Here is a 13,396-nt window from a genome sequence, read left to right as displayed (position 1 = left end):
CTAAAACAATAGGGGAAGCCTAAGATCAGCTTCTGTTAACTAACCTCTTGAAACATATTTCCCTTCACGTGTATCAATAATTAACGTGTCACCTTCATTTACAAAGAATGGTACGTGAACCGTCAGTCCTGTTTCTACAGTAGCTGGTTTTGTACCGCCCGAAGCTGTATCGCCTTTTACTCCAGGTTCAGTGTCCGTAACTTTTAATTCTACGGTATTAGGAACTTCCACACCTAAGATTTCATCACCATAGGTTAGAATTTGCACTTCCATATTTTCTATTAAATACCTTAACTGATGGCGAATTTGATCTGATGATAATTCCAACTGTTCATAAGAAGATGTATCCATAAATGTATGAACATCTCCACTTGAATATAAATACGACATTTTACTGTTTTCCAAATGAGCTTTTTCAACTTTCTCGCCCGCACGGAATGTCTTTTCCTGAATATTACCGCTTCGCATACTTCGAAGTTTCGAACGAACAAATGCTGCCCCTTTACCTGGCTTCACATGTTGGAACTCTACTACTGACCAAATATCATTATCCACTTCAATTGTTAATCCTGTTTTAAATTCGTTTACTGAGATCATTTTTTTCCTCCTAGAGTATTAAGCTACTCGCCTAAAATGAGTAGTTCCTTGGTAGATTTTGATAAAATATCATTTCCACTTTCAGTAATAACAATGTCATCTTCAATTCTTGTGCCACCGATACCCGCAACGTAAATACCAGGCTCTACGGTGACAACCATGCCTGGCTCTAATATTTTATCTGATTTATAAGATAAACCAGGTCCTTCATGAACTTCCATACCCATGCCATGACCAGTGGAATGGCCAAAGTACTGTCCATATCCCTGTTCTGTTATATAGTCACGGGTTAATGCATCTGCTTCTTTACCAGTCATACCCGGCTTAATTCCATTTACACCACGTATTTGCGCTTCAAGCACTGTTTGATATATTTTTCTTAGTTCTTCATTTGGTTCACCAATGGCTACTGTTCGAGTAATATCAGAACAATATCCTTTGTAATAAGCGCCAAAGTCTAACGTTACAAGTTCACCCTTCTCAATAACTTTAGAACTTGCAACCCCGTGGGGAAGTGCAGAACGTTGTCCAGATGCTACAATTATATCAAATGAAGAGGATACCGCCCCATGTTTTCTCATAAAAAATTCAAGTTCAGTTGAAATATCAATCTCTTTTACACCGGCACGAAGGTAAGCTTGAATGTGTGAAAATGCTGCATCTGCAATATCAACAGCTTCTTGAATAATGCTCAATTCCTTGGAATCTTTAATTAAGCGCATCTGCTCGACCATACCGCTTACAGGTATAAATTCTGCTGATCCTAGCACTTTTTTATATGTATCATATTCACTATAGGTAAGTTGATCTTTTTCGAATCCTAACCTGGTAATTCCCATTTCCTTGACTTGATTCGCTACTTCTTCGTGTATCGGGGTTGTATGTTGAACGATATTAAATCCATTAATTTGACTTTCTGCTTGCTCAACATATCGAAAATCCGTGATAAAAGTTGCTTTATTCTCTGAAATGACCGCTACTCCTGCGGTCCCGGTAAAGCCAGTAAGGTAACGACGATTCGTGTCACTGGCAATGATTAAACCGTCTATATTTTTCTCAGAAAATTGATTTCGTAATTGATCCAGTTTTTTCATCCTTTCGTCCTCCTTGCAAACCATGCGATTCTGATAAGAAATTGTAAATCATCGAAAGACCTGAGCATACAGGCATTTTTTAGACAAAAAAATAGAATGTCCCATAGAACATTCTACCACAGGAGCTTATTCTTGGATAGACTCACCCTCATGAACTGTGCGTTCGTGGTACTCGTATGAAACGGAATACCCTATAAACAAGCCATAGACTACATAAAGCGATATAGAGGTTGTTAAAGTATTACGATTCATTTCGGTAATAGGGTCTATGGTATTAAACAAAGGATGCAATACTACAAATACAACAAGCCATAAGACAAAACCAAAAACGATTCCAGGCCATATAGAATTAAATTTTGCAAGTAAAACTCTATATAAAAATGCTACACCAATCGATATTATAGCAATGGCCAAAATACCCAACCATTGTCCTAAAGTTCCAGTCTTCCATTCACCTAATGCCCACGGCTCTAAAATGACTGCAGGTCCGAATGGAATAAACTTAAACGTATAGGCGAAGTAAGCCACTAAACTCCATAATGCTCCACCTACAAACCCTATTACAGCAACTGTAGAAATAAAAGATTGACTTGCTTCTTGTTCATTTTGTTCTAATTTTCCCATTGACTTCACCTCGAAAATTAGTGTATCCATTTAGGGAATAATTTATCAGCAAAAACAATATTAGGTGTAATTCAACTTCAATATGGGAATAGTTATATAATAATTAATATTTTTAATAAGATCTTTATATTTAGATGGTTAGAATTCGTTTTCTAATGTAAAATAGAAAGAAAGTGTAAGCGGTCGAAAGCAACGAGGAATAGAATAAAGAAAAGTTTCATCCATAATATTGAATGGAGGTGTTGAGACATGTTCCGTCGTTCTTTTCATCCGATCATCCTAGTGATTATTGGGTTTGCCATCTTTGGTATAGGAATGCAACTATTTACAAATCCAACTCAATTTTTCACTCAAATTTTAGTGACGGTCGGTATTGTTGCAATACTTCTCCTAGTGATGAAGAAATTTATAATTCCAAGACTTATGGGTAACCAAGCTTCTTTCACGCAACAAAGAAGCCAGCAAATCAAGCAAAAGCAAACCCAAAGCCGTAAACCAACTGCGTCCTTCAAGAAGAAGCAAAAAGAAAAGAAAAAGTCCATCTCTCGCCCGTTAGTTAAACGTCAGTCTGATGTTAAGTTAACTGTTATTGAAGGTAAAAAGAACAAAAAAAAGAGCCGAGCTTTATTTTAATGCTTGGTTTTTTTCTTTATCATTTTTCATTTTTTCGCAAATTATTATTGGAAAGGGGACTGGGATAAATGATTCCTCCATTTTCAAGCCCTTTTTTAATTCACAGTGTCTGGTCTGAGTGGTTATTGATTAGTTTTCTTGTACTGGTAGGTATTATATATTGGACAATAAGTAAAAAGATCGGTTTTCAAGCCTTATATTTAACTATATTCTCGCTTTCGCTGGGTTATATCATCACGATGTATCTCCCTTACTTGTATACTAATGACCAATTACTCCCGTTAACTCACCCGCACATACAAGCAGTTATGACATTATTCTCGATATTTATTCCACTAGTGAGAAGACAAGTGGAGATAATTATGTGTTTAATACCACCTTTGTTCATTAGTGTCATCTATTTGCTTCTTCAAGGTACTCCAGTGTTCTCCATTGTAGGAGGAATATTAATAGGCGGTTTTATTAGTTATATGTATTACCGAAGTTTTGATTGGATAGAAGCAATGCCTGAACGATATGTTTTTGGGTTCGCTATTATTGTTCCTATCTTTATAGGTATCCTGATTTATCCGCAGAATGATTTTCTTATATTACCCGGTTTACTTCTTGGGTCGGGCATCGGGATTGCTCTGGAACAATATAAATTAAGAATTAGCATTACAACCAGTTCAGGGATGAGCAAACTGATTGCGTTAATGATTGGATCATCAGGTTTGATTTTGTCTCACTTATTTTTTATATTCAATCCTGTTATTTTCACTTTGTATTATTCACTCTTAGGTTTTCTAGCAGGATTATGGATAACTTTTCTCATTCCACTCCTCCTTTTTAGCACAAAACTTTACGGACAGCAAAGTAAGAGAGGAGATACTGCCTAAGCCTTTTTATAAACTGATTTCTTCTAATACGACCATTTAGCCAGAAATTTTCGGGTTGATTCAGCTCCAAGCTGAATTAACCTGTCTTTTTCTTCATCGGACATTTTAAATTGTGTTGCCGTTATTTCATTGACCGGGATAAATATAATATCTTTTGCATGAAACTTAGAAACATATCGTTGATCATGGGCCGTTCTCATCGTATCAAACATTGAAGTCAGCATAGATAGACCGTTTGGTATTTCTTTAGGTGGCGACTGATCAAATTCAGGAGAAAGTTTCATGCCTAATACAGGTCGTTCAGCTTTCTTCCCTTTCCTCACGAATAACCATAACGGAAAATTACTTAATACTCCTCCGTCTACAATTAACGATTCTTTTCCGTCTTCTCCTTTTAGTTTAACTGGTTCGAAAAAGAAAGGCAGACTACAGCTCATTCTCACAGCTTTTGCAATAGAAAACGTTACCGGGTCTATCCCGTAACGCGGCAAATCATCTGGCAAAACGATAAATCTTCCATTTGTTAAATCAGAGGCAACCAACTTCAAAGTTCCCGATGGCAGATCACCGAAAGTTCTAATTCCTTTCTCATATAAAGCACTAGCGACCCAGTCTTCAAATACTTTCCCTTTATATAGACCCATACGTTTGTATAACTGAATCCACCGTAGAAATGGAAAGACGGTGCTAATAGGATTTTGGTCAAGAAATTGGTTCATATCCAATTGGGTAAAGAGCTGATACATTTCATCATTTGTATAATTAGCTTTAATAAACGCTGCTGTTAGAGCACCTGCACTAGTTCCAGCAACCCGATTTATGTGTATCCCCTTCTGTTCTAATGTACCTAATGCACCAACAAAAGCCATTGCTTTTATACCGCCACCAGCAAAAACTGCGTCTACTTGAGTCATTGGAGGATTCCTCCTTTTAGTTTAAGTGTATTTTATTAAGTGAATAATATGACAAAAAAACTTGAGGTTCCTAATGCAATTTTAAATTTGAATTGGTACAACATCTCGTTAGAAATTAAAAAAACCGGCAAAGCCGTCTTTTCTTAAATACAGCGTGATCTTTAAAGCCACCCCGAGTAGCACCTACGTAGTGCGTGTAGGTGCTACTCGAAAAGAGGCGAACTTCCCTTGATGCTTGTGGCGTAAAGATAGCTGTCAACTTACAAATTCTTATCATTCAAAAAAACTGGACTATTGAATGTTTCACTTCAATAAGTCCAGTCTCGTTATTTAATCTCATTATTTTGTTTTTCAATGCTTCTTAAATCATCTACCCGCTTTGACTTTTCTTCAAAATATTGTACTAAGTCTCCAATACGGTCAATAGCATCCCAACTTAGATGATGTTCAATTCCTTCTACGTCGCCATAAATGTTTTTTTCATCCACACCGATAACCCGCATGAAATCCTCTAATAGTTCGTGGCGGTACACAAGGCGTTTGCCGATTTTTTTTCCTTTAGCAGTCAGCACCAATCCTCGGTATTTTTCATAGATCAAATACTCGTTGAGATCTAATTTTTGCACCATCTTCGTTACCGACGAAGGATGAACCTGAAGGGCATCTGCTATATCGGACACTCGAGCATATCCTTTTTCTTCTATTAGTATATATATTCGTTCTAAATAATCTTCCATACTAGGCGTTGGCATTAAGGTCCCTCCAAAATCTTAAGTTGCGATATACTCTAAAGCTAAGATAATTATACTATAAATAAAACGGACTCTCCATACAAACCCCTAAAAAGGTGCTTTTCACGTTGCTAGAGAATACATAATAAATACACGTGATGAATTTTTTTATCTATTCTGTTGTTTTTGTAATTATTAAGGTTTGAAAGAATTCTAGCAAAAAAAAGTCCCAAGGGTTTTATTTAACCCTTAGAACCTTTATTTTTTCCTTATAATCCACACTTGAGTTGAGCCGAACAATTCGTACACGTATTACAACCGCCGATGTCTTCTACTGTCCCTTTACGGCATACGGGACAAGTATCCCCGACTTCACTTCCAAATGTTACAGAAGTAGATCGTAAATCAGAGATTGTTTCTACTAAAACAACCGGTTTTTTATGTTGTTCATCTTCAGCTTCGCCACCAGTGAGATCAACTGTATAATCATCGTTATCCTCAGCTTTTAAAGTCAGCACTTGTGAATCTCGGCTACCATCCACGTATACAGTACCACCTTTTGCTCCGCCTTTATAAAGTCGTTCATAAACACTTTTCACTTGATCAACAGTGTAACCCTTAGGCGCATTTACTGTTTTACTTAATGAACTATCGACCCATTTCTGAATGATACACTGAACATCCGCGTGGGCTTCGGGACTCAATTCCATACTGGAAATAAACCATTCCGGTAAATTGTTTGGGTCCACCTCCGGATGTCTATCTAAATAATCTTCAAGAATTTTTGCTTTTACCTCAATAAACTTTCCTAAACGTCCACTTCGGAAATAGGAGAAAGAGAAATATGGCTCCAGTCCAGTTGATACTCCGACCATCGTTCCTGTTGATCCAGTTGGAGCTACTGTCAAAAGATGAGAATTTCTAATTCCATGCTCTTTAACCCCTTCAAGAATATCTTCTGGCATTTTTTTCATGTAGCCAGTTTGAGTATACTTTTGCCGTAAAAAGTTCGTTTCATTTTCAGAAGAACCTTCTAAAAACGGAAAGCTTCCTTTTTCTTTTGCAAGCTCGATACTTGTCCGATAAGCAGTGGTAGCAATTGTTTCAAAAACTTTATCAACCAAAGCATTACCTTCTTCTGAACCGTAAACTGTTTCCGTATTGATAAGTAAATCATGAAGCCCCATTACCCCTAGACCAACACGACGCTCACCTTTAGCTTGCTTTGTATTATCCTCTAAAAAATAAGGGGTTGCATCAATCACGTTGTCTTGAATTCGAACTCCAGTAGCTACTGTTTGTTCAAGTTTCTTGAAATCGACAACTTTTTGATCTATATCGGCCATCTCTGCAAGGTTCACAGCTGCAAGGTTACACACGGAATATGGAGCAAGTGGTTGCTCTCCGCATGGATTAGTAGCGACTACCTTTTGCCCGTATGCCTGTGCATTTGTCATTTCATTGGCGTTATCAATAAAGAATATTCCCGGTTCTGCAGAATAAGTGGCACAAATGTTAATTAGATTCCAAAGCTCTTTTGCTTTAATTTTTCGGTACGTACGAACACCAAAACCTAATGCTTCCCACTCTCTAACATCACCATATTCATGCCAATCACGATTATAGGCTTCCATCTCATCTTTAGTATAATTTTCTACGTCAGGAAAACGCAGTTCATATTCCTGATCATTCTCAACAGCTTTCATGAATTCTTTTGTAATACAAACAGAAATATTTGCACCTGTCAGGAATTCGGAATTGTTCACCGAGTAGTTCCCGCCTGCGCGCAGCTTTGATTCAGCTTCAGCAATTATTTTACGGTCGAAACCACCTTGGCCTTCGATATTTTTATAATTAGCAATACTTTGATACATCGCTTCTTCTATTTCGGATAAAGGTGTGAATTTTAATTTTTCTTGAATCAGACGTTTTATTTGCACATCTTCACTATTTTCAGACAAATAACGTAAAATCCGTGGATTTTGCATCTTAGAGATAATAAATTCCAATATATCCGGGTGCCAATCAGACAACATGATCATTTGAGCTCCACGTCTGCTTCCACCTTGTTCAACAAGGTGTGTCAGCTTAGCGATATCATCTAACCATGAGACTGATCCTGAAGATTTTCCATTTACCCCTCTGGCCAATGTATTACGAGGGCGCAATGTGGAACCATTCGTCCCAACCCCGCCTCCGCGACTCATAATCTCCATCACTTGTTTCCGGTGTTCAGAAATACCTTCTCTTGAATCCGCTACAAATGGCATAACGTAACAATTAAAGTAAGTTACATCTGTGCCAGATCCTGCACCATACAAAACTCTGCCTGCTGGAACAAAATTCATATTTACTAACTCGTAATAAAACTTTTCAAAGGATTCATCCCGTTTTTGAGGATCGACTTCTACATTAGAGAGGCCGCGCGCATTTCTCTTAGCTATTTGTTCATAATATACTTCCAATGGTTTATCAATCGTATCTAACGACCTGTCCACAATTCCGGTTTGTTTTTCTTCCTCATCTAAGACACCTAAAAATTCTTCTTCAACTGCAATTTTAGCTCGGCTTTCTTCCCAGTTTAACTCGACAACATATCCATAACCTCTTGCTGGAAACTTTGGATCTGCTTTCACTGTTAAAACAACAAAATCTCCTACTTTCAACGTCTTTTTCTCTGTATCTTTGAATGTGTAACGATCTAACATGACTAAACGTGAGACACCGCTTTGTTTTAATTTCATGTCAGGGGTAATTGGGAAAACTTGTGGAAATTGCTCGATATCACGGTTCAATTCCTCCACATTAATCCCTTTGTTCGACATAAATGTTGTCACAGGCTTTCGCTCCTTTATATATAATGCAATGTATGTATACATCTAGATGTTTACTTCAATCAAGAACGAGGTATCCAGAATCAGATACCTCGTTCTTTGCTTTTTTCAATATATCATAGCATCTTTATTTTATCAATATATAGTGTGGTTTAATTTATAGACAACACCATATATAGACGTAAGGGTTTGTTATATTCATTTTGTCAACTTTATAAAACTCTATAAAAAAGAGGAAACTTAAGCTATCGAGACATAATATTCGATAATATGACAATAACCAAAATATTTGGGGTTTGCATTCTTTTACCTTCTAACAAGTTATACTTTTATTCTTTTTCTTAAAATCAAACGGAATCGTTTGCCAATTCACCAAATTACGTTTATCATTTATAAAGGAAACCATCCAGCGAACTAAAAGGAGTGGCAATTTTAACATGGATATGAGTATTTGGCTATTAATTGCAGTAACTGTTGTACTAGTAGTAATCATAGTGCTTCGTACTAAGAAACCGAAGTACCTAAAAACGCTCGATCAAGAAAAATTTAGAGAAAACTATCGAAAAGCGCAATTAATTGACGTCCGGGAAGAGAAAGAATTTCTAGGCGGACACATATTGGGCGCAAGAAATATTCCACTGTCCCAAATGCGTCAAAGAGTAACGGAGATTCGTCCTGATAAACCAGTATACCTTTATTGTCAGAATGGAACGAGAACAGCTCAAGCAGCAAAAATTATCCGTAAAAAACGTGGAGCAGAAGATATCAACCAATTAAAAGGTGGATTTCGTCAATGGACCGGAAAAATTAAAAAATAACTTCCGGCTTATATAAAGATCGGCTACTCAAGGTGCTAAAGCTCCAGGTAGCCGGTCTTTTTTAATAGAATAGCGTATATACTCCTTCAAACAGAGGGACTCTTTAGATTCCTCGGGAAAAGGCCATGTCTCTTCCCCCCGCCATCGACGCTGAATCGACCATCCACCGAAACATTCAGTTGTTGTTTGAGCTTCCCGCTCTAAAATTCCTGACTATTACTTCTCCAAGCTTCAGTGGTATATCTCAAAATTGGTTTTCTTGCTGCTGTTGTTTCATCCAAACGATCAATGACTGTATGATGTGGAGCTTCTTGAACGACTTCCGGCGTTTCTTCAACTTCTTTTGTAATTTGGATCATTGCATCACAAAATTCGTCCAGTGTTTCTTTCGATTCCGTTTCGGTAGGTTCGATCATCATGCACTCTTCCACGTTAAGCGGAAAGTAGATAGTTGGTGGGTGATATCCGAAATCCAACAATCTTTTAGCGATATCTAACGTCCTTACGCCTAGTTTTTTCTGACGCTTACCAGATATAACAAATTCATGTTTACAATGTTGCTTATACGGCGTCTCAAAATAAGGTTCAAGTCTTCGAAGCATATAATTTGCGTTAAGAACCGCATATTCAGATACCTTTCTTAATCCTATAGGTCCCATCGTCCGGATATACGTATAGGCACGAACATTAATTCCAAAATTACCATAGAATGGTTTCACCCTCCCGATCGACTCAGGAATGTCAAACTCCAAACGATATGTTTCCCCATCTTTCATTACTAATGGTGTTGGCAGATAAGGAACGAGATCGCTTTTAACTCCCACTGGGCCTGATCCCGGACCACCACCCCCATGAGGTGTAGTGAACGTTTTATGAAGATTTAAATGTACGACATCAAATCCCATATCACCTGGTCGTGTTATTCCTAAAATAGCATTCGAGTTTGCCCCATCGTAATAAATTTTACCGCCTACGTCGTGAATGATTCCTGTCATTTCAACGATTTGTTCTTCAAACAATCCAAGCGTATTAGGATTAGTAAGCATCAGGGCGGCAGTATCATCCCCAGCCAATTCTCGTAAATGATCCAAATCTACAAGACCTTGATCATTAGATTTTACTGTGACCGATTCAAATCCAGCCACTACTGCTGAAGCAGGATTTGTACCATGGGCAGAATCAGGTACAATGACTTTTGTCCGTTTATGATCGCCATTAGCTTCATGATAAGCCCTAATGAGCATTAAACCTGTCCATTCACCATGAGCACCTGCTGCTGGTTGTAATGTCACCTGATCCATGCCTGTAATCTCTTCTAAGGAGCGTTGGAGCTTGTACATGAGTTCTAATGCACCTTGTATTGTAGACTCATCCTGATATGGATGTAAATGTGCAAACCCTGGGAACCTGGCTACATCTTCATTAATTTTAGGATTATACTTCATTGTGCATGATCCTAGTGGATAAAAACCTGAATCCAACCCGTGATTTCGTTTCGAAAGTGCTGTATAATGTCTAACAATTTGCAGCTCGGAAACCTCAGGCAATTCAGGACTTTCTTGCCGTTGAAATTTTTGAGGTATGAGTTTATCGAGTTCTATATCTTCAATGTCAAGCTCGGGTAGACTGTACCCAATTCTGTCCTCTTTACTTAATTCAAAAATCAATGCTTGATTTTTGTTGTTCATTTGACTCCCCCCAATACTGACGCAAATTGATCCATTTCCTCTTTCGTTCTTAACTCTGTAACAGCCACCAACATCAAGTTTTCTTTCTCTTTATAGAACCTGGATAAGTCCAAACCACCGATGATACCGTGATCAAGAAGTTCTTTGTTTACGTCTTTTATGGCTTTTGGTAGCTTAATTACAAACTCATTGAAGAAAGGTTGGTCTGTTATCACCTCAACTCCCTCTTCTTGCAACTTATTTTTAGCATAGTGGGCTTTTTGAACATTCTGAGTCGCCATATGTTTGATTCCTTTTTTTCCGATTGCACTCATTGCTATCGAAGCTCCAAGCGCATTTAATGCTTGGTTTGAACAAATGTTACTTGTCGCTTTATCACGTCTTATATGCTGCTCTCTAGCCTGTAAGGTAAGTACAAAACCACGTTGCCCGTGATCATCCGTTGTTTGACCGACTAATCTCCCAGGAACTTTCCTCATTAATTTCTTTGTTACCGCAAAATATCCACAATGAGGACCACCTAATTGTGTTGGAATTCCGAACGGTTGTGCATCCCCTACAACAACATCCGCGCTGTAGTTGCCAGGCGGCTGAAGAACACCTAAGCTTAATGGATTGGAAGAAACAACAAACAATGCCTTTTTCTGGTGACTAATCTTTTCAATCGTTTCAAGATCTTCTATTTGCCCAAAGAAGTTGGGATATTGGACAATCACTGATGCAGTATCGTCATTATATTCTGCTTTTAGATGCTCTAAATCCGTCATTCCGTCCTTGTCATCAATTTCAATTACTTCAAGGTTTTGTCCTTTTGCACTTGTCTTTAACACTTGACGTGCTTCGGGATGAACGGTTTTAGAAACAAGTATTTTCTTCTTTTTTGTTTGCGCTGCACTCATCATCGCCGCTTCAGCTAAAGCTGTTGGGCCGTCATACATCGATGAATTCGCCACCTCCATGCCCGTTAACTCACAAATCATCGTTTGAAACTCAAAAATCCCTTGAAGTTCTCCCTGTGAAATTTCCGGCTGATATGGTGTGTAAGCAGTATAGAATTCGGAGCGAAGGAGCATATGGTTAACGACGGTCGGAATATAATGCTCATATACGCCTGCTCCTAAAAAAGATGGATATTCTTTTATATTTAAATTCTTAGTTGCCAATCTTGTCATTTCTTTGATTAAACTTGTTTCATCCAAGCCTTTTTCAATGTTTAAATCACCTTTAAATCGCACTTCTACCGGTATATCTTGAAAAAGTTCTTCCACTTGACTAACACCGATTGTATCAAGCATGTCGCGCTGATCCTTCTCCGTCATTGGTAAATAACGAAATTTTTCCATCTTCTTATCCCCCTTCGTTATATTAAGACCGTTTATAAAACGGCGTACTTACAACTTTAGCCTTTAAACGACGCTTCCTTACTTGTACTTCCACTTCTGTGCCTAATTCTTTATATTCAGAGTCAATCAAGGCTAAGCCGATATTTTTCTGAAGCGTTGGAGATTGTGTTCCAGTTGTAATAAAACCAATCTTTTTATCCTTATAAAATACCTCATAGTCCGTTCTTGGAATTCCTTTATCCATCATCTCAAGTCCAACCAGTTTTCTTTTAGCACCTAGCTCTTTCTGCCTTTTCAATACGTTTTTACCGAGAAAGTTTTCCTCTTTATCTGTTTTCACTGCAAAACCTATTCCAGCTTCTACAGGCGTGATCGATTTCGATAATTCTTGACCATATAGTGCAAGCTTTGCTTCAAAACGCAATGTATCCCGAGCTCCAAGTCCACAAGGTAAAAGCCCTTCTGACTCCCCGGCGCTTAGAATACTCCTCCATAAGTGGACGGCATCACTTGGAGAACAATAGATTTCAAATCCATCTTCACCTGTGTAGCCGGTTCTGGAGATCAAAACTAATTTATTAGCAAAACTTACTTCTGACTTAAACCTAAAAAATGTTATCTCGGATAAATCCGTCTTTGTTAACTTTTGAGCAACATTTTCTGCGAGTGGCCCTTGAATCGCTAACTGGGCAAATTGCTCTGATTCATTTTCCACCTTTACATCAGTGTTAGCATGTTGCTTCAGCCACTCAAAATCTTTCTCAATATTAGAAGCATTCACAACGAGCAGAACTTCTTCCTCGGAAAACTTATAGATAACAAGGTCATCTACCGTCCCACCATCTTCATAACACATGGCATTATACTGACAAGCACCAATTTTCGCTCTTTTCACATTATTCGTTAAGATTGTTTGCAAATAGTCCATGGTTCCTTTTCCTGTGACGCGAATCTCTCCCATATGAGAAACGTCGAAAAGACCAGCCTTTGAACGCACCGCATGATGCTCTTCTTTAATACTGGAAAATTGAACTGGAAGATCCCATCCCCCAAAATCAATTGTCTTTCCATTTGATTCTTTATACACCGCAAATAGCGGCGTTTGTTTTCCTGCCAATGCTAGCACCTCCATTTAATTCTTAAAATTTAAACATACAAAAAAAGACAGAAACATGCCAGTTAGCAACATGTCCCTGTCTTGTGTACCTGAGAGTTTCGTTTTATTTAATATGCTGTGTGCTA

The 13,396-nt window shown here is 38.0% G+C and carries 12 protein-coding genes; 3 read left to right on the top strand and 9 right to left on the bottom strand.

Going from position 1 to position 13,396, the window contains the following annotated elements; genetic code table 11:
* Positions 1–39: 39 nt before the first annotated feature.
* The 3 genes from efp to ACHABW_RS10205 form a co-directional block, all read right to left on the bottom strand.
* Complete coding sequence (gene efp, locus ACHABW_RS10215; protein WP_435755215.1) at positions 40–597, bottom strand: elongation factor P; 558 nt, start codon at positions 595–597, stop codon at positions 40–42.
* Between the two features lie 23 nt (positions 598–620).
* Positions 621–1,691, bottom strand: a complete 1,071-nt coding sequence (locus ACHABW_RS10210) for a M24 family metallopeptidase (protein ID WP_435755214.1) — start codon at positions 1,689–1,691, stop codon at positions 621–623.
* Between the two features lie 126 nt (positions 1,692–1,817).
* Complete coding sequence (locus ACHABW_RS10205) at positions 1,818–2,315, bottom strand: YqhR family membrane protein (protein WP_435755213.1); 498 nt, start codon at positions 2,313–2,315, stop codon at positions 1,818–1,820.
* A 249-nt stretch (positions 2,316–2,564) separates the two neighbouring features.
* Between ACHABW_RS10205 and ACHABW_RS10200 the strand changes: the two genes are divergently transcribed.
* Together ACHABW_RS10200 and ACHABW_RS10195 are read left to right on the top strand one after the other, a co-directional pair.
* Positions 2,565–2,948 (top strand): SA1362 family protein, encoded by a 384-nt coding sequence (locus ACHABW_RS10200; RefSeq protein ID WP_435755212.1) that lies wholly within the window; start codon positions 2,565–2,567, stop codon positions 2,946–2,948.
* 68 nt (positions 2,949–3,016) lie between these two features.
* The gene (locus ACHABW_RS10195; RefSeq protein WP_435755211.1) at positions 3,017–3,826 is read left to right on the top strand and encodes a hypothetical protein; all 810 of its coding nucleotides are present in this window, start codon (positions 3,017–3,019) and stop codon (positions 3,824–3,826) included.
* Positions 3,827–3,849: 23 nt separating this feature from the next.
* Here the strand turns inward: ACHABW_RS10195 and ACHABW_RS10190 are convergent, their stop codons facing one another.
* The 3 genes from ACHABW_RS10190 to ACHABW_RS10180 all read right to left on the bottom strand — a co-directional run bounded on the left by ACHABW_RS10190 (position 3,850) and on the right by ACHABW_RS10180 (position 8,296).
* Positions 3,850–4,740: a patatin-like phospholipase family protein gene (locus ACHABW_RS10190; protein ID WP_435755210.1), complete on the bottom strand. Its 891-nt coding sequence runs from the start codon at positions 4,738–4,740 to the stop codon at positions 3,850–3,852.
* A gap of 326 nt (positions 4,741–5,066) precedes the next feature.
* Positions 5,067–5,492: a transcriptional regulator MntR gene (mntR, locus tag ACHABW_RS10185; protein ID WP_110936605.1), complete on the bottom strand. Its 426-nt coding sequence runs from the start codon at positions 5,490–5,492 to the stop codon at positions 5,067–5,069.
* Positions 5,493–5,740: 248 nt separating this feature from the next.
* Entirely contained in the window at positions 5,741–8,296 is a 2,556-nt protein-coding gene (locus ACHABW_RS10180; RefSeq protein WP_435755255.1) for a vitamin B12-dependent ribonucleotide reductase, read from the bottom strand.
* A 452-nt stretch (positions 8,297–8,748) separates the two neighbouring features.
* On the opposite strand from ACHABW_RS10180, the gene ACHABW_RS10175 reads away from it, so the two are divergent.
* Complete coding sequence (locus ACHABW_RS10175; protein ID WP_110937674.1) at positions 8,749–9,123, top strand: rhodanese-like domain-containing protein; 375 nt, start codon at positions 8,749–8,751, stop codon at positions 9,121–9,123.
* 200 nt (positions 9,124–9,323) lie between these two features.
* Here ACHABW_RS10175 and gcvPB read toward each other — a convergent pair whose 3' ends face one another.
* The 3 genes from gcvPB to gcvT are packed head-to-tail and all read right to left on the bottom strand — an operon-like array spanning position 9,324 to position 13,271.
* Positions 9,324–10,811, bottom strand: a complete 1,488-nt coding sequence (gcvPB, locus tag ACHABW_RS10170; RefSeq protein ID WP_435755209.1) for an aminomethyl-transferring glycine dehydrogenase subunit GcvPB — start codon at positions 10,809–10,811, stop codon at positions 9,324–9,326.
* Positions 10,808–12,154: an aminomethyl-transferring glycine dehydrogenase subunit GcvPA gene (gcvPA, locus tag ACHABW_RS10165; RefSeq protein WP_435755208.1), complete on the bottom strand. Its 1,347-nt coding sequence runs from the start codon at positions 12,152–12,154 to the stop codon at positions 10,808–10,810. Before gcvPA ends, gcvPB begins: the two co-directional genes overlap by 4 nt.
* Positions 12,155–12,176: 22 nt before the next feature.
* Positions 12,177–13,271, bottom strand: coding sequence for a glycine cleavage system aminomethyltransferase GcvT (gene gcvT / locus ACHABW_RS10160; RefSeq protein ID WP_435755207.1), 1,095 nt, complete (start codon positions 13,269–13,271; stop codon positions 12,177–12,179).
* Between the last annotated feature and the right edge of the window lie 125 nt (positions 13,272–13,396).

It is taken from the genome of Salipaludibacillus sp. CF4.18 (assembly GCF_051262595.1).
Classification (GTDB): Bacteria; Bacillota; Bacilli; order Bacillales; family Salisediminibacteriaceae; genus Salipaludibacillus; species Salipaludibacillus neizhouensis.
The sequence above is the reverse complement of the archived record's forward strand: the minus strand, read 5'-3'. Positions and strand labels throughout refer to the sequence as shown.